Raw genomic sequence first — 16,527 nt, forward strand, 5'->3', positions numbered from 1 at the left:
ATGATGAGCCTGCCAGCTACAGACCAGACGCCGACGCAAACCGAGCGAGCGATACTCGCGGGTGGCTGTTTCTGGGGCCTGGAGGATTTGCTGCGCCGCGCCAAGGGGGTCGTGGCCACGCGTGTCGGCTATATTGGCGGTGAAATGCCAGATCCGACTTATGCGAGACATTACGGCCACGCGGAAGCCGTCGAGGTGACCTTCGATCCGTCCATTCTGACGTATCGGGCTCTACTGGAACTATTCTTCCAGATTCATGATCCGACGACCTACGAGCAACAGGGCAGCGACGTCGGCCCAAGCTATCGGTCGGCGATATTCTATACGTCTAAAGCGCAGATGGACATCGCCTTAGCGACGATCGCCGAGATCGAAGCCTCGGGTCGCTGGCCTGGGCCAGTCGTGTCCGAGATCAACCCGGAAGAATCCTTCTGGGAGGCTGAGCCCGAGCATCAGAAGTATCTCCTGCGTCAACCCGGTGGCTATAGCTGCCACTTCCCGCGACCGACCTGGCGATTGGACCGAGCGAACCGATGAGCGAGCTTCGACTATCATCGACAATACTGCTGCAAGGGTGCTCGCGCTTTGTCGTGCTGCCAGCCGGGTCACCGTCATGATGCCGGAATACGTGATCGCCGGCTTGTGGGGCCTTTTGTCGGGAAGCGGACTGCTGGTGGGGGCGGTGCTGGCGGACGTGCTTTTCGGGCGGCTTACTCACCGCATGATCTCCGCAGTCATGGGCTTTGGTGGCGGCGTGATGATTGCCGTTGTCGCTACCGAACTCATCGGCGATCGCGTTTCGGCCGGGATGGGCCCATTTGCGATCTTCGCGCTACTCGCCGGAGCTGCGATCTTCAGCGGCACGAACTGGTTTTTGTCTCGCCAAGGCGCGAAGCACCGAAAGCGATGCGGTGAATGCACGGAACAGGCCACTGAACAGGAGCACCGCGGTAGTGGTGCTGCAATTGCGCTCGGCAGCGTTCTCGACGGAATTCCAGAGGCCCTTGTGATCGGGATGTCGGTGGCTGGTGGCGGCAGGATCAGCCTGGCCGTCGTGGCAGGCTTCTTTCTTGCAAACGTGCCCCAGGGCCTATCGAGCACTTCAGGAATGAAGGTTGCGGGCCGACCCCGAAGCTATATCTACGCGGTCTGGATCGGCATTCCCCTACTCGTTTGCGTTGCCGCCGGTGTGGGAAATCTCATCCTCGGCTCGGCATCGACTCAGGCGCCAGCCATCCTTTCTTTCGCGGCCGGCGCCGTCATAGCGATGCTGGCAGAAGCTATGATTCCCGAAGCGTTCGAAAAGGCGCCGCCGTTCATAGGGCTCATCACGGTCGTGGGATTTCTGGCGGCATATCTCATCGCTCAACATTGATTCATGCGATTGCGATGGTCCTACGCCTCGCCGCTGTTCTCGCGATCTACGCCACGCTCATGCAACTCGGCATCAATCGGGCAATTCGTGCAACCCTCATAGCAACACAAGCGGCAGATACGGTAGGAATGCTCAAGATTTTCCAGGCGATGCCGTAAGACGCGTTCCGCGATGTCGCAAAGAACTCTCAATTCGTCTGGGCTTAGGATGGATAACCCCTCAGCGATCACCTCGTCGCGTGAGGAAAGGACTTCGTCGCTCGCTACCTTGCCCGCCGCAGTGAGATAGAGAGACCGGGTGCGACCATCCGTGAAATGCTCACGGCGTTCGACCAATCCCTCAGCAGCTAACCGATCCACCAAACGGACAGTCGCTGCATGGGAGAGGCCGACGCCGATGGAGAGCATGCGAATCGAGAGCCCAGGCATGTGCGCAATCAACGCCAGGGCCGATGCTGCGGGTCCAGCTTCCGGCGCCCGCGATGAACTAGCGCGAACGATGTCGTCGCTGATCATGAGTGCGAACGCCCCGAAGATATTTCGATCTCGAGGTCCATCCATTGTCACATCTATATGTGCGCGAAGCATAGACAGCAAGTCATACGCGTGTGGTGCGGGTCGGCAAGCGTGCGGAAAAAAGGCCGGATTCCCAGAGGCTTACGACGTTCCGCCGATGACGCGGGAGATTGAAACTCCGCAATTTAGATCATGGCGCGCACGGACTGCCGATACCTGGAGGCTATAGATCGGTGAAGTTTGCCGTGGTTTCGGCTGCCTTGAGGCCGAATCACATCGTTCCAGCGCCAGCTACGCGTTGTGGCCAAATGTTATCGGCAGGCCTGGGAGCTCGCTTTCTGCGTCCCACCTCAACCGACTCACCCTGGTCAGCCACGACCGTGCTTTAGCCGCAGCCAGCCGGCAGATGGATATCAAACCCCCTATCCGTCTTGGGGACGCGTAGGCCTTGAACGCGTTTCACGCAGCCCCCCAAAGAACGGCTGCTTGTTTGGACGGCGCAAGCTGGATCGTCCGTGCTGACACTGCCGCGTTGACCCCGAGTGCCCACCCAGATAGGTCTATGCGTGACGCATACATAATGTGTTGTTGCGCACACGCCGCCAGAGCCGATTTCGTGCGCCATGTTTCACTGAGCGAATGGCGGATGCTTCAGTCAGTAAGGCGAGCCAGGGGAGATAGGCATGACGGTTAAGGTCGCAATCAACGGTTTCGGTCGGATCGGGCGACTAGCCTTACGGTCGATCGTCGAACTACATCGAGAGGACGTCGAAGTGGTTGCGATCAACGACCTCGGGCCGGTCGCTACCTTGGCGCACCTTCTGAGGTACGACTCGGTTCATGGTCCCTTTCGTGGATCGATCGACCTCGGCGAAGACTGGATCGACGTCGGGTCCGGTAAAATCAGGGTGTCGTCGGAACGCGATCCAGCAAACCTGCCCCATGATGAGCTTGGTGTTGACGTGGCGCTCGAATGCACGGGCTTCTTCACATCCAGGGAGAAGGCCGAGTCGCACATTCGTGCGGGAGCAAGACGCGTGCTCGTCTCCGCGCCGAGCGATGGGGCAGACAAGACGATCGTCTTCAAGGTCAATCACGACACGCTGACCGCTGACGATGTCGTCGTATCAAATGGCTCATGCACGACCAATGTCCTCGCGCCTGTCGCGAAGGTACTGAACGACCTCTGTGGCATAGAGCGAGGCTATATGACCACGGTTCACGCTTATACCGGTGACCAGCCGACGCAGGATACCGTCCATAAGGATCTCTACCGCGCCCGCGCAGCCGCACTCTCAATGATCCCGACGTCCACCGGGGCTGCGAACGCGATCGGCCGCGTGCTGCCGGAACTAAAAGGTAAGCTTCATGGCTCGTCGATCCGCGTCCCAACGCCGAACGTCTCGGTCATAGATTTGGCTGTTTCGACGTCGCGTGAGGTTTCGATAGACGAGGTGAACGACGCCATCCGTCAGACTGCCGCCGGTGCAATGAGTGGGGTGCTCGCCTTCACGACAGAGCCCTTGGTGTCGGTCGATCTGAACCATCGGACCGAATCCTCAATCGTCGCACTTCCCCAGACAGATGTTGTCGACGGCAGGATGGTTCGCGTGCTTGCTTGGTACGACAACGAATGGAGCTTTGCGACGCGTATGGCGGATACCGCGGTCGCAATGGCGAAGCTCATATAGCCGATCGAGTGCCGGCAAAGTCGTCACTCGGCGAAAAGGTGGGTTTTCCAAAAAAAAGGAAGCATCGATGAGCATGAATGGACCATTGGCGCGCGCAGCGAGAGCCCTGATTCAGTGGCCGCGATCACATGTCGCCAAGATCGCTGAGTTGGACGAGGAAACGTTAGCTCGGTTCGAGGCCGGCGGTAGCATGCTTGCAGCTTCGGAACTGACGCGGTTGCGTGACGCGCTCGAACGGGGCGGCGCCGTCTTCATCGATGAGGATCATCGCGCGGGATCGGGCGTGAGGCTTAAGTTCAACGCCAAGGATGTGCGTGCCATTAATCGGATGGAGGGCGAAGGCGGGCCGGTAGGCACCGACGATGTCTGAAACCTCAGATTCTCGCGCCGGAGCTGGGGTATCAGGCGACAGACACTCATTCCTGCCGTGACCACGCCTATCATGACACCACCGGATGCTCGACGCACTATCCTTCGAGACGGCAATCAGGGGGATGGGCCCACGCAGGCGTATTACCTGATAAGTCGATATTCACGGGTCTCATGATCGGCCCAAGACCATCTACCCTCTCCCGTGGCCTGATGGGCGTTTCTTGAAAAGCCTGTCACGCGCTGCAAATCCAAAAACGATCGTCGTCGTCATCACGAGGTAGGCAACTATGCCGCCCGGAGAGAGTGTAGGCACTGCGGCGAGGATCAAAGCGTCGTTGCCACCGGGTATGAGGCCGATACCTATTCCCATCAACGCTCCGCCGACAATCGATCGCAGAATGCCGGCAACCGTCGGCCGTTGAAAACGCAAACGTCCCTGACGCACGGATGCCGTGATTGCTCCCGCAACAGAGGCAATGACCGCAACGAGTGCGACCTCGCCTGTTGGTGTCATTCGAAGAGGAAGGCCGCGTTGGATCAGGTCAGCGAACGTCCATGCCGGTGACAGGGCGTAAAGAAGTCCACCAGTGATACCGAGGCCAATCATTGAGGCGCCAAACGCCCAACCCGGTCTTCTTCGCGATGCGCCCTTCGTCGATACGAACATCACCGCCAGCGCTAGTACAACCGCAAGGGCGAGAACCGTAGCGGCCCCAGAGATGCTTGGGCTCGCGATAAGACTTGTCCACGTGACGAGAGAGCCGGGCCGACCATGATCGGCAATCAAGATCCCGACTGCTAGTCCCACAGGAAGAGCTAGCAGTCGCATTTCCCCATCGCCTAACCGTGCCAACGATCCAAGCAGACAAGTGTCATTGATGAGCGCCCCAAAGCCGAAGGCGATGGCGCCGATTAGGAGAAAGGCGTTGACGTTCGTCGAGGGTGCAAGGGTCGCGTTCAGCGTCCCAGACCAAGCGAGCGGAATAGCAACGAGGCCCGCCGCTGCAGACGCCGCAACAAATCCGACGAACATTCTTGGTGGGCGTCGTTTCTGCAACTCGTGAGCAGCTACGACCAGACATGTTCCACCTCGGTTTGCGGAATACCCGAACCAGAATGCCAGCATGCATATGAGAAGGTCGAACGCGATGGATTCCAAGGTATCAAGCCTGATTCATTTTCTCGTCAGTCGTTCTTCGAAGGACGCCGGGGTGGCGAGCGGGCTGGCGGCGTCGCGCTTTCAGTAGGTCGTGGCCTCGGGTAGCCGCCCAGATGCCGGAGGCTTGCGAGCTCATTTTTGTTCAACCCGTTTTCGAGGAGCCGCTCGGACAACGCGCCTAGGTCGTTCAGGTCCATGGGCGATAGGGGCGAGACCCACGCCGCGATCACCTGCTCGCGCGCTCTGAGCAAAGCTCTAGTCATCTCCTCACCGGAATTGGTGAGGTGGATGAAACGCGCCCGTCTGTCGACGGTGTGTCGCCGCCGTTCGACCAGATGATCGGTTTCAAGCCTGTCGATCAATCGCACCGTCCCGGCATGGGAAAGCCGAAGCCGGCTAGCTAGGACGCCGATAGGCACCCCAGGCTCAACACTAAGAAGGATCATCAGCGCAGCCGCTGGTCCGCTCGGCGAAAGCGAGGCTGAGGCACTCGCGATGTTGTCAGCCACCGCGAGCGCTAGTGCACCAAAATGATATTTGGCTGCCGCCGGCTCCATCCGTCAACGATATATGCGTGACGCATAGACATCAAGTGTCCGAAGATGCATGACTGCCGCATACATTTCTGGGATTCGGAGATGGTCATGCTCACCGAAGGACTCGGCTCGGATTCCTCGCCTGAGATCGAAAGAGATGCGCCGTCCACTGGCGGCTTAAAATTTCGCGCGCTGCTCGTGCGCTTGAATGGCGGCAGCCACGGAGGGGCATCATGCCCGATCTGACGCTTGATCTGCGATACCTCAAATACGCGATCCAGGTCGCCGAGGCAGGTAGCTTTCGCCGGGCGGCCGAACGCATTGCGATCTCCCAATCTACCGTGAGCCGTCGGGTGCAGATGCTAGAGCGTCAGCTTGGCGTTTCGCTGTTCGAGCGCACAAGAACAGGTGCCGCGCTAACGCCCGAGGGAGCACGCTTTCTTCAGCACGCGGCTGTAGGAGCGCGATACCTGCGCGAGGCTGCGACGGAGATCCGGTCCACACGAAACCTCAAGACCGGGCTTATCAGATTTGGGATGCTCGAAGCGTTTCCGGCGGGCCCAATCATCGACCTTCTCGCGGACTTTCGACATCAATATCCGACTATCGAGGTGAAGCTCGAGGAAGGCACGTCAGAAGAGAATACATCGCGGGTGCGGCGTGGATTACTGGATGCCGCAATTTGCCTTCGCACAAACAGCAACCGCCAGTTTCACATTCGACGCTTCTGCGATCCCACTTTGTTTGTGGCATTGTCCCAGCGTCACCAGTTGGCGTCGCGAATGCAATTGGCTTGGGAAGACATCTGCGACGAGGTCTTCCTCGTTCGTTCCGACGGTGCCGGACGTGAACTCTCTGACTTGCTCAAGCGCATGGTAGGAGCCGTAGAAGGAGAGGTTCAACTATCCATTCAACAGGTCAGCCGGGAGACACTCCTCACCATGGTCGAGCAGGGCTTCGGTTTAACCATCACGACGTTGGTTCGCCAAACTGACATCGCGTTGGTCCCGCTTTCATCGGCCCGAGCGCCTACGGCTGCTACGATTTCATGCTGCGACAACGACAATCCCGCCCTACCACTGCTGCTGAAATGTCTCGACACCCTCTCAGGGTTGAAGGGGAGGAGTCTTGGCTAATCTTCGGTCTTTTGCGTCGTAGCTCGCCTAGCTTTTGCAAAACCGCGGTCGGTCGCGATGAACCGCTGCAACATAGGAACGATCAACCTAGCCGGATCGACCGCAGGCTGCCCTTGTTCGCGCCCTAACAGATCGGCATAGTCGGCCAAGTCGTGATGAAGAGCAGCAGGCAACTCGACTTGAACTTTGATCGGCTTTTCTTCCGCGATAGGCCCCAGCTTGAGCTTCGACATTATCATCCCCCATATGGTTCGAGCACGAGATCGCGCGTCACGATAACCCGGACAGGGAATCCTGGCCGGACGGTGAGCGTCGGTGGCACATTAAGCTGCCGTCTGACGATCTGCTGACCCGCGTCGTTAAGCGTGTCCTGACCGCCGTTGCGGATCGCCTGGATCAAGCGATCATCATTGTCCACGGCGAGTTCGGCGCCGACGCTGAGCAGCGTGGAAAGTCCCGCCGCCTTGGCGAGATCCCACCAGTGGTAATCGACGCCGTCCTGCAGGCCGGCGAAACCTTCGGCATCGGCACCTGGCTGGCGCTCGAGCACGATCGAGCGGCCATTCGGAAAGATCAGCCGGTTCCAGACAAGCAGCACACGGCTTTGCCCGAACTGCACGTTGTTGTCGTACTGGCCGATGACGCGCGTGCCCTGGGGCACCAGAAGGATGCGGCCTGTCGGACTATCGTAGATGTTCTCCGTCACCTGGGCGGTGATCTGTCCCGGGAGGTCGGATCGGATGCCGGTTATGAGCGCCGCCGAGATGACTGCGCCGGCCTGAAGGATGTTCGGCGACGCCGGAGCAACGACGCGATCGGGCGCGACTGTCCGGCGATCGGCCGCTGCGTTGAGGAAGGCATTCTGGCGATCCTGCGCGGAGGGTGTGGCCGGCGGCGGCGCGAGGCCGAGGCTCGTCAAATCCGGCGCGGGCGGGAGTGCCGGGACACCTCCCGCCGCAGCGGGCGCCCCCCGGCTTTCCGATCCGGAGAAAAGGCGGCTGGTCCGCGCGGTCTCGATCTCCTGAAGGCGGCGCTGCTCTTCCGGGCTGATGCCGGGATTGGGCGTGGCGATTCCGGGTGTCGGCACCGGCTGTCCGCGATCCTGGGTGCTGAGGATCGGCCGCCCGAGGTCACCGGGAAGTGGCGGACCGAGCTGCGGCACGCCACTGTAATCTCGCGGCAGGCCGGCCAGTCCGTCAGCGGTCGAGCGGTTCTCGGTCGAATAGAGTTCGTCGTTCGGCCGACCGCCGTCGCGTGTCTGAAGCGCGTAGATCAGCGCACCGCCGAGCCCAACGCTGGCGACAAGACCGAGGCCGGCGAGAACCTTCCGCGATAACCGCGTGACGCGGGGCGGTTCGGCGCGCAGGCGCATCGGCGCTGGCCCGACCGGCTCGCCGGTCAAGGGCTGCCCATCGTCGGGCACTTCCTCATTCCGGGGCGGGTTCTCGCTCATGAGGTCGGCCTTCCGTCGGTGCGGAAGATCCTGACGCGCTTCTGCTCGCGACCGGAGCCGAAACGCAGTTCGGCGGCGGCGAACAGGCGGTCGACGATCATGTGGTGGCCGCGAACGCGGTAGTTCACCAGCTCGGAGGTATTGCCCTCGGGGCCGACGACGAAGAGCGGCGGCATCTCGCCCTGACCGATGCCGCGCGGAAACTCGATGAAGACCTGGCGGCCGTCATCGAAGGCGCGCAGCGGCCGCCAGGGCGCGCGATCACCCTCGATCGCGTAGCGGAAGTTGACGTTGGCGAGATCGACTCCGCTCGCCACCGGCTGGGCGGCCTGCGCCTCGGCGTTCTGCCGGCGCAGGGCGATGAGCTGGTCCTGCGGATACTGCCAGGAGACCGATGCCATATAGGTCCGCTCGGTCGAGCGCAGCTCCATGTGATAGGTGCGCATGTTGGTGTTGATGACGAGGTTCGTCATCAGGTCGGCCCGCGTCGGCTTCACGAGGATATGGATTTGGCGCGTCGCGCCCGATCCGCTCTCGGTGTCGCCAATGATCCAGCGGACCGTGTCCCCGGCCGCCACCGGACCGGCGCCGACGAGCTGCTCGCCCGGCTGAAGCGCGATGTCGGTGATCTGCCCGACAGCAGTATAGACCTGATAGAGCGCCCCTTGCGTCCAGGGATAGACCTGCATGGAGTTGATGAAGCCGTCGCGCACCGGCTGGACGCGGGCCGCCTCATTGGCCTGATTGACGCGCGCCGTCGGGTTGGTCGGCTCGGGCGCGCGTCGCGTCTCCGGCACGGGCTGCAACTGGCCGGGTAGCGGCAGCGGCCGCGGCAGCTCGACCACGGTGACGGGCGCTGGCGGATCGACCGTCTGCACAGCCGGGGCCGCATTGTCGTAGGAGATTTCCGGCGGTGGATTGGTGGTCGCACAGCCGGCCAGCGCGCTCGTCGCCAGCAGGACCGCAGGGAATGCGGCTTTCCGCAGAACTGCGAATACGATTGTGTGTGAAGCCGGATTTCCGGCTTTACGGAAAGACGGCTTCATTGCCCAAGCTCCCGTGACCAGTTGATGGCGTTGACGTAGATGCCGAGCGGATTGGCCCTGAGCCGGTCGGCGTTGCGAGGAATCTGCACGACGATCGTCAGGATCGCCGTCCAGCGCGTGGTTTCGGCGAGCTGGCCGTTCTCATAACGACGTTCGACCCAGGCGACGCGGAAACTGTCGGGAGACGCGCGGATGACGCTTGAGACGTCGACGGCGACCTGCTGGCGGCCGACCCGCGTGAACGGGTCGTTCGAGCGGGCATAGTCATTGAGCGCCATCGCCCCGCGATCGGTCGTGAAGTCGTATGCCCGCAACCAGTTCTGACGCACGATGATCGCGTCGGCAGGAATCGAGCGGACCTGCTCGATAAAGCGCGCCAGGTGGAAGGCGATCTGCGGATCGGTGGGACGATAGTCGGCCTCGGCCGGCGCCACGGCTTGAGCCTGACCGACGCGATCGACCTGCACCACCCACGGCACGATCGTTCCGCGTGCCGACTGCACGACGAGCGCGGTAGCGAAACCGGCGGAGAGGATCAGGGAGCCGAAGGCCATGAGCCGCCAGTTTTTGGCCTGGATGCGAGAGGCGCCGATGCGCTCATCCCAGACCTGCGCCGCGCGCTGATACGGCGTCTCGGGTTCGGCCGCTTTGCCGTAATGGGTGGTGGGTCGTTTGAACATCAGCGATCGCCTTCGGACAGGTTGACGGAGGAGCCGCCGCCGTGGGCGTCGCCGGAGCGGACGGCATGGGCCGTGGCTTGCACGGCATGGGTCATGCGCTGGGAGCGGCGCATCCGCTGCGCCCAGGCGGGCGGTCCGCCGGCATTGGCGGCACCGGAGGACGCGGCGCCGTCACCGGCGGCATCACCGCCGATCGAGCCCATGGTGGAGGAGCCGCCCGTCGCCTCGAACGCGGCTTTGCCACCGGCGTTGAAGCTGGAGCGCATGCTCTCGGCGGCGCGGGAGGCCGCACGGCGGAGCGGTGAGACCGCAGCGCTGCCACCGGCACGAGCGACCCCGCCAAGCCCCGAGGCGACACCTGTCGCGCCGGACTGCCCGGCAGCGCCAAGGCTGTAGGCAGTGGAAGCCCCGCCTGCGAGCGCAGCACCGCCACGGGCGGCTGCTGCTGCGCCACCGGCGAGTGCCGCGCCGCCGGACGCGGCTGCGCCGACCGCGCCGACGCCTGCCGCCACCATGCCGCCTGCGGCGAGGCCTGTGCCGACGGCGGCGCCGGCGCTGAGTTGAGGACCGCCGGAGACGATGCCGCTCGCGATCCCGGGACCGAAGATGCCGAGGCCAAGCAACGACAGAGCGGCGAGCACGATCGCCATAGCCTCGTCAATAGATGGGTTCTGGCCGCCGAAGCCGGATGTGAACTCGGAGAACAGCGTAGAGCCAATGCCGATGATGACGGCGAGGACCAGGACCTTGATGCCGGATGAGATGACGTTGCCGAGCACGCGTTCGGCCATGAAGGCGGATTTGCCGAACAGGCCGAACGGGATCAACACGAAGCCGGCGAGCGTCGTCAGCTTGAACTCGATGAGTGTGACGAAGAGCTGGATGGCGAGGATGAAGAAGGCGAGCAGCACCAGAGCCCACGCCAGGAACATGCAGGCGATCTGGATGAAGTTCTCGAAGAACGACCAGTAGCCCATCAGGCTGGAGATCGAATCGAGCAGCGGCCGTCCGGCGTCGAGCCCGGTCTGAGCGACCTTGCCGGGGCGCAGAAGGTCGGCTGTCGTGAAGCCCGTGCCGCTGGCCTTCAGGCCAAGGCCTGCGAAGCTCTCGAAGATGATCCGAGCGAGATTGTTCCAGTTGCCGATGATGTAGGCGAAGACCCCGACGAACAGCGTCTTTTTCACCAACCGTGCGATGATGTCGTCGTCGGCGCCCCAGCTCCAGAACAGCGCCGCTAGCGTCACGTCAATGACGATCAGCGTTGTGGCGATGAACGCGACTTCGCCGCTAAGCAGGCCGAAGCCGCTGTCTATGTAGCGGGTGAAGACCTCGAGGAAGTGGTCGATGACGCCGGTGCCGCCCATGATACTACCGTGCCTCGTCGGGCTGGGGCGCGCTTTCACGGCGGATCGGATTGTCGGGGATCTCGCGCGGAATCGCATTCGGCGGAGGCGGTTCGGGGAGACGCTCCATCGGACGAGCGCCGGGCGCGAGAAAGCGATGACGGTTCTCTGCCCAGGCTCGGAGGCACCCCGGATCGCGCGGCCCCGCTTCGCCAAGGGACTGGCAGCGGATCAATTCGTCACGCAGGGGATCGGCCTGAGCCTGGGTAGAGCGGCCGGATGGCCAGGCCGCCGGCGCTTCCTCCTTGCGGGTCATCTCGATCGCGGTCGCGGTGACCGCGACCGCGACGAACACGACGGCGCCAAGCCGCGCGAGCATCTTGCCGTCCATGACCATGTCCTCAGTTGCCGTTCGGGAACATGCGGGCGTTGCCGGGCTGGTAGCCCGTGCCCGGCGTCAGGAAGCGGCGGCGCTGTTCGCGGCCCTGTTCGGCCGCTGCCGCCCGCTCGGCCTCGGAGAGGCTCTGTGCGCGGCCATTGGCGGCAACGACGGCGGTGAGGTCAGCGAGCTGTTGTGCTTGCAGGGCGAGAAGCTGATTGCCCGCCTGCGTCGCCTGAAGCGCGCCGGTCGCGCCCTGGCTTTGGCCGACGAGCGCCGTCATCTCACCGCGATTGGTGTCGATGTTGCCGACGACGCCGGCCTGCACGCGCATGGCGTCCTGCAAGCCTCCGACTGTGTTCTGCCAGCGCTCGCGCGCTCCCGCGACGAGCGCCTGATCGGACGCCGACATCGACGCGTTGCCATAGGTGGTCTGAAACGCACGGTCGATCTGCTGGACGTTGAGGGCGATGCCCTGCGCCTCCGCGAGAAGTTGCTGGGTGCGCTGCACCGACTGCTGAAGCTGCTGAATCGATGAGTACGGCAGGCTCGCGAGATTGCGAGCCTGATTGATCAGCATGGTCGCTTCATTCTGAAGCTGGGTGATCTGCTGATTGACCTGCTGGAGCGTGCGCGCCGCCGTCAGGACGTTCTGCGCATAGTTGGTCGGATCATAGACGATCCACTGTGCGGCGGCCGGCGGGGCGAAGATTGGCGACAGCGCGAGCGGCGCGGCAAGGAGCGCGGCGCCGATGCGCAGCGCGCGTGAGCGGGAACGAACGGAACGGGTCATGGGCGTGCCTCCGGATCGGTTTGGGGGGTGATGTTGGTGAGGTCGGCGATGAGGTCGGCGGCCCAGCCGAGCCGGTTCTCGCCAAGCCATTCGGCAAGGAAACCATCCGTGCCGCTGCGGGCGTGAACCGCGGCGATCAGCGCCTGGTGCTGCTTCGACGAGGCGGCGCAGAGCGCCAGCGCTACGTCCGACAGACCCAGCTCGAAGAGCCGGTTGCCGCGGCGGGACTGGCAGTAATAGTCGCGCTTGGGCATCGCGCGCGCGAGGATCTCGATCTGGCGATCGTTGAGGCCGAAGCGGCGATAGATGGCGGTGATCTGTGGCTCGATCGCGCGTTCGTTCGGGAGCAGGATGCGGGTCTGGCAGCTTTCGATGATGGCTGGGGCGATCGCCGAGCCGTCGATGTCGGAGAGCGACTGCGTGGCGAAGACGACGCTGGCGTTCTTCTTGCGCAGGGTCTTCAGCCATTCGCGGAGCTGGCCGGCGAAGCCCTCGTCGTCGAGCGCGAGCCAGCCTTCATCGACGATCAGCAGGGTTGGGCGACCGTCGAGGCGGTCCTCGATGCGGTGGAAGAGATAGGCGAGCACGGCGGCGGCAGCGCCGGTGCCGATCAGACCTTCGGTCTCGAAGACCTGAACATTGGCCTCGCCCAGATGCTCGGTCTCGGCGTCGAGCAACCGGCCGTAGGGACCGCCGACGCAATAGGGTCGCAGCGCCTGCTTCAGGTCGTTGGACTGGAGGAGGACCGACAGGCCCGTCAGAGTCCGCTCGGCGATCGGTGCGGAGGCGAGCGACGACAGCGCCGACCAGAGGTGCTCCTTGACCTCGGGCGTGACGGCAACGCTCTCGCGCCCCAGGATCGCGATCAGCCAGTCGGAGGCCCAGGCCCGCTCGGCGACGTCGTCGATGCGGGCCAGCGGCTGGAGCGACACGCTGTCGTCCGATCCTTCGGTAAGCCCACCGCCGAGATCATGCCAGTCGCCGCGCATGGCGAGTGCGGCAGCGCGGATCGAGCCGCCGAAGTCGAACGCGAACACCTGGGATTGCGCATAGCGCCGGAATTGCAGCGCCATCAGCGCCAGCAGCACGGACTTGCCGGCGCCTGTGGGGCCGACGATCAGCGTATGGCCGACATCGCCGACATGGATGGAAAGCCGGAACGGGGTCGAGCCTTCGGTTCTGCCGTAAAGCAGTGGGGGTGCGTCGAAGTGCTCGTCCCGTTCCGGTCCCGCCCACACCGCCGACAGCGGGATCATATGGGCGAGATTCAGTGTCGAGATCGGCGGTTGCCGGACATTGGCGTAGACATGGCCCGGCAGGCTGCCGAGCCAGGCATCCACCGCATTGATCGTCTCTGGCATCGCGGTGAAGTCGCGGCCCTGGATGACCTTCTCGACCATCCGCAGCTTCTCGGCGGCGATGCGCGGATCGTCGTCCCAGACGGTGATCGTCGCCGTCACATAGGCCTGGCCGGCATAGTCGGCGCCCAGCTCCTGCAGCGCCATGTCGGCGTCGGCTGCCTTGTTCGCCGCGTCGGTGTCGACCAGTGCCGAGGCCTCGTTGGTCATCACCTCCTTGAGGATTGCAGCGATCGACTTGCGCTTGGCGAACCATTGCCGCCGGATCTTGGTCAGCAGCTTCGTCGCGTCGGTCTTGTCGAGGAGGACGGCGCGGGTCGACCAGCGATAGGGAAAGGCCAGTCGGTTCAGCTCGTCAAGGATGCCGGGCGTGGTCGCGGTCGGGAAGCCGACGATGGTGAGGATGCGAAGATGCGCATCGCCCAGGCGCGGCTCCAGCCCGCCGGTCAGCGGCTGGTCGGCGAGTAGCGCGTCGAGATACATCGGTGTCTCGGGGACGCGGACGCGGTGCCGCTTCGTCGAGACGGTGGAATGCAGATAAGTCAGCGTCTCGCCGTCATCGAGCCAGGCACATTCCGGCATGAAGGCGTCGATGAGTTGAAGGATGCGATCGGTGCGGTCTGCGAAGCCGCGCAGTACCTCGTGCGCATCGACGCCGGCATGATCGCGACCCTCGTAGAGCCAGGTCTCGGCGCGGGCGGCGTCCTCGGCCGGTGGCAGATAGAGGAAGGTCAGGAAATAGCTCGACTCGAAATGCGCGCCGGCTTCCTCGAAGTCGGCCTTGCGCTCGGCATCGACCAGGCCGGAAGCGCTGTCGGCGAACATGCTGGCCGGATAGGTGGCGGCGCCATGGCGCTGCGCCTCGACGAAGATCGCCCAGCCGGAGCCGAGGCGACGAAAGGCATTGTTGAGCCGGCCGGCGACGGCCACCAGCTCGGCCGGTACGGCGCTGTCGAGGTCGGGGCCGCGAAAGCGCGCCGTGCGCTGCAAACTCCCGTCCTTGTTCAGCACCATGCCTTCGCCGACCAGCGCTACCCAAGGGAGGTAGTCGGCGAGCCGGGTGTTGCGGTTGCGATACTCGGCAAGGTTCATCATCGCGTCGCTCCTCAGACCGACAGGTGGCCGGGGATGCGCAGATGCTTGCGCACGACGTCGACGAACTGGGGATCGCGCTTGGCGGCCCAGACGGCCGCGAAATGCCCGACGGCCCAGAGGCCGAGGCCGACCAGCCAGAGGCGCAGGCCGAGGCCGAGCGCGGCGGCCAGAGTGCCGTTCAGGATGGCCAGCGAACGCGGCGCGCCGCCGAGCAGGATGTGCTCGGTCAGCGCCCGGTGGACCGGGACTGAGAAGCCCGGCAGTTCGCCGCCATGATCCGCGCCGTCGGCCATCAGACGAGCGCCCCGCCGCCGAACGAGAAGAAGGACAGGAAGAAGCTCGACGCGGCGAAGGCGATCGCCAGGCCGAACACGATCTGGATCAGCTTGCGGGCGCCGCCCGACGTGTCGCCGAAGGCCAGGGTCAGGCCGGTGATGATGATGATCATCACCGCGATGATCTTGGCGACCGGCCCCTCGATCGATTCAAGGATCGACTGAAGCGGCGCCTCCCAGGGCATCGACGAACCCGACGCGTGGGCGGCCGGCGCCAGGGCGAGTGTGAGGAAAGTGACCGACACCGCCGTGGCGATGTGGCGGCGGATGCGCAGGGCGTGCTTGATCATGACGGGTCTCCTGTGAGGGGCTGGCTTGCGGGGATGACGCGGTAGTCGCCGTCGGGGCCGAGTCCCTCGATGCGAGCGAGTTCAGCCAGGCGGCGCGAAGCGCCGCGGCCGGAGAGCACGGCGACGAGATCGATCGTCTCGGCGATCAGCGCGCGCGGGACGGTAACGACGGCTTCCTGAATGAGCTGCTCCATGCGGCGGAGCGCGCCGATGGCGGTGCCAGCGTGGATGGTCCCGACGCCGCCGGGGTGGCCGGTGCCCCAGGCCTTTAGGAGGTCCAGCGCCTCGGAGCCGCGCACCTCGCCGATGGGAATGCGGTCGGGGCGCAGGCGAAGCGAGGAACGGACGAGATCGGAGAGCGAGGCGACGCCGTCCTTCGTGCGCATCGCGACGAGGTTGGGTGCCGCGCATTGCAACTCGCGGGTGTCCTCGATCAGGACGACGCGATCCGAGGTCTTGGAGACCTCGGCGAGCAGTGCGTTGGTGAGCGTGGTCTTGCCGGTCGAGGTGCCGCCGGCGACGAGGATATTGCGCCGATCGGCAACCGCCTGGCGCAAGGTCTCGGCTTGAGCCGCCGCCATGATCCCGGCGGCGACATAGTCGTCGAGCGTGAACACGGCGACGGCCGGCTTGCGGATCGCAAAAGCCGGCGCGGACACCACGGGGGGCAACAGCCCCTCGAACCGCTCCCCCGTCTCGGGCAGTTCGGCCGAGACACGCGGGGCACCCGGATGAACTTCGGCGCCGACGTGATGGGCGACGAGGCGGATAATGCGCTCGCCGTCTGACGGCGACAGTCGCTCACCCGTATCGGAAAGCCCCTCGGAAAGCCGGTCGACCCAGAGCCGCCCATCGGGGTTGAGCATCACCTCGACGATCGCGGGATCTTCCAGAAACGTGGCGATCGCGGACCCGAGGGCTGTGCGCAGCATGCGCGCACCGCGAAGGATCGCTTCCGATTTCTGGTGAGT

General features: G+C 64.0%; 19 protein-coding genes. 5 read left to right on the forward strand and 14 right to left on the reverse strand.

Going from position 1 to position 16,527, the window contains the following annotated elements; translation table 11 throughout:
- Positions 1-3: 3 nt before the first annotated feature.
- Both msrA and Q9R14_RS00085 read left to right on the forward strand, forming a co-directional pair.
- Positions 4-537, forward strand: coding sequence for a peptide-methionine (S)-S-oxide reductase MsrA (msrA, locus tag Q9R14_RS00080; RefSeq protein WP_051886815.1), 534 nt, complete (start codon positions 4-6; stop codon positions 535-537).
- 76 nt (positions 538-613) lie between these two features.
- Positions 614-1,375: a ZIP family metal transporter gene (locus tag Q9R14_RS00085; protein WP_051886772.1), complete on the forward strand. Its 762-nt coding sequence runs from the start codon at positions 614-616 to the stop codon at positions 1,373-1,375.
- Between the two features lie 20 nt (positions 1,376-1,395).
- Here the strand turns inward: Q9R14_RS00085 and Q9R14_RS00090 are convergent, their stop codons facing one another.
- Complete coding sequence (locus Q9R14_RS00090) at positions 1,396-1,890, reverse strand: MarR family winged helix-turn-helix transcriptional regulator (protein ID WP_206366640.1); 495 nt, start codon at positions 1,888-1,890, stop codon at positions 1,396-1,398.
- 683 nt (positions 1,891-2,573) lie between these two features.
- On the opposite strand from Q9R14_RS00090, the gene gap reads away from it, so the two are divergent.
- Together gap and Q9R14_RS00100 are read left to right on the forward strand one after the other, a co-directional pair.
- Positions 2,574-3,581 (forward strand): type I glyceraldehyde-3-phosphate dehydrogenase, encoded by a 1,008-nt coding sequence (gap, locus tag Q9R14_RS00095; RefSeq protein WP_037520571.1) that lies wholly within the window; start codon positions 2,574-2,576, stop codon positions 3,579-3,581.
- A 67-nt stretch (positions 3,582-3,648) separates the two neighbouring features.
- The gene (locus tag Q9R14_RS00100; protein WP_037520570.1) at positions 3,649-3,951 is read left to right on the forward strand and encodes a hypothetical protein; all 303 of its coding nucleotides are present in this window, start codon (positions 3,649-3,651) and stop codon (positions 3,949-3,951) included.
- A gap of 192 nt (positions 3,952-4,143) precedes the next feature.
- Here the strand turns inward: Q9R14_RS00100 and Q9R14_RS00105 are convergent, their stop codons facing one another.
- Positions 4,144-5,112 carry a YeeE/YedE thiosulfate transporter family protein gene (locus Q9R14_RS00105; RefSeq protein WP_037520568.1) on the reverse strand — a complete coding sequence of 323 codons (969 nt, stop codon included), beginning with the start codon at positions 5,110-5,112 and terminating at the stop codon, positions 4,144-4,146.
- A gap of 26 nt (positions 5,113-5,138) precedes the next feature.
- A complete protein-coding gene (locus tag Q9R14_RS00110) occupies positions 5,139-5,669 on the reverse strand; it encodes a MarR family transcriptional regulator (RefSeq protein WP_037520567.1) in 531 nt (176 codons plus the stop codon).
- Between the two features lie 212 nt (positions 5,670-5,881).
- Here Q9R14_RS00110 and Q9R14_RS00115 point away from each other — a divergent pair, with 212 nt between their 5' ends.
- Positions 5,882-6,784: a LysR family transcriptional regulator gene (locus tag Q9R14_RS00115; RefSeq protein WP_038303941.1), complete on the forward strand. Its 903-nt coding sequence runs from the start codon at positions 5,882-5,884 to the stop codon at positions 6,782-6,784.
- Here the strand turns inward: Q9R14_RS00115 and Q9R14_RS00120 are convergent.
- The 11 genes from Q9R14_RS00120 to trbB are packed head-to-tail and all read right to left on the reverse strand — an operon-like array spanning position 6,781 to position 16,488.
- Entirely contained in the window at positions 6,781-7,017 is a 237-nt protein-coding gene (locus tag Q9R14_RS00120; RefSeq protein ID WP_037520564.1) for a DUF2274 domain-containing protein, read from the reverse strand. The two genes, Q9R14_RS00115 and Q9R14_RS00120, sit on opposite strands and share 4 nt — an antisense overlap.
- Positions 7,018-7,019: 2 nt before the next feature.
- Entirely contained in the window at positions 7,020-8,237 is a 1,218-nt protein-coding gene (locus tag Q9R14_RS00125; protein WP_037520563.1) for a TrbI/VirB10 family protein, read from the reverse strand.
- On the reverse strand, positions 8,234-9,283 hold the full coding sequence (trbG, locus tag Q9R14_RS00130) for a P-type conjugative transfer protein TrbG (RefSeq protein ID WP_037520560.1): 1,050 nt from the start codon (positions 9,281-9,283) through the stop codon (positions 8,234-8,236). Before trbG ends, Q9R14_RS00125 begins: the two co-directional genes overlap by 4 nt.
- A complete protein-coding gene (gene trbF / locus Q9R14_RS00135) occupies positions 9,280-9,963 on the reverse strand; it encodes a conjugal transfer protein TrbF (protein WP_037520558.1) in 684 nt (227 codons plus the stop codon). Before trbF ends, trbG begins: the two co-directional genes overlap by 4 nt.
- Positions 9,963-11,327: a P-type conjugative transfer protein TrbL gene (gene trbL, locus Q9R14_RS00140; RefSeq protein WP_037520557.1), complete on the reverse strand. Its 1,365-nt coding sequence runs from the start codon at positions 11,325-11,327 to the stop codon at positions 9,963-9,965. Before trbL ends, trbF begins: the two co-directional genes overlap by 1 nt.
- A gap of 4 nt (positions 11,328-11,331) precedes the next feature.
- Positions 11,332-11,697: a putative entry exclusion protein TrbK-alt gene (trbK-alt, locus tag Q9R14_RS00145; protein WP_037520714.1), complete on the reverse strand. Its 366-nt coding sequence runs from the start codon at positions 11,695-11,697 to the stop codon at positions 11,332-11,334.
- Between the two features lie 10 nt (positions 11,698-11,707).
- Positions 11,708-12,478, reverse strand: coding sequence for a P-type conjugative transfer protein TrbJ (gene trbJ, locus Q9R14_RS00150; RefSeq protein ID WP_037520555.1), 771 nt, complete (start codon positions 12,476-12,478; stop codon positions 11,708-11,710).
- Positions 12,475-14,931, reverse strand: a complete 2,457-nt coding sequence (trbE, locus tag Q9R14_RS00155) for a conjugal transfer protein TrbE (RefSeq protein ID WP_037520553.1) — start codon at positions 14,929-14,931, stop codon at positions 12,475-12,477. Before trbE ends, trbJ begins: the two co-directional genes overlap by 4 nt.
- Before the next feature lie 11 nt (positions 14,932-14,942).
- Positions 14,943-15,224, reverse strand: coding sequence for a VirB3 family type IV secretion system protein (locus tag Q9R14_RS00160; protein ID WP_008827607.1), 282 nt, complete (start codon positions 15,222-15,224; stop codon positions 14,943-14,945).
- Positions 15,224-15,556, reverse strand: coding sequence for a TrbC/VirB2 family protein (locus tag Q9R14_RS00165; RefSeq protein WP_306003065.1), 333 nt, complete (start codon positions 15,554-15,556; stop codon positions 15,224-15,226). The genes Q9R14_RS00160 and Q9R14_RS00165 overlap by 1 nt, the downstream gene beginning before the upstream one ends.
- Entirely contained in the window at positions 15,553-16,488 is a 936-nt protein-coding gene (gene trbB, locus Q9R14_RS00170) for a P-type conjugative transfer ATPase TrbB (protein WP_371929799.1), read from the reverse strand. The genes Q9R14_RS00165 and trbB overlap by 4 nt, the downstream gene beginning before the upstream one ends.
- Between the last annotated feature and the right edge of the window lie 39 nt (positions 16,489-16,527).

The sequence above is a fragment of the Brevundimonas sp. C43 genome (assembly GCF_030732185.1).
Classification (GTDB): domain Bacteria; phylum Pseudomonadota; class Alphaproteobacteria; order Caulobacterales; family Caulobacteraceae; genus Brevundimonas; species Brevundimonas diminuta_C.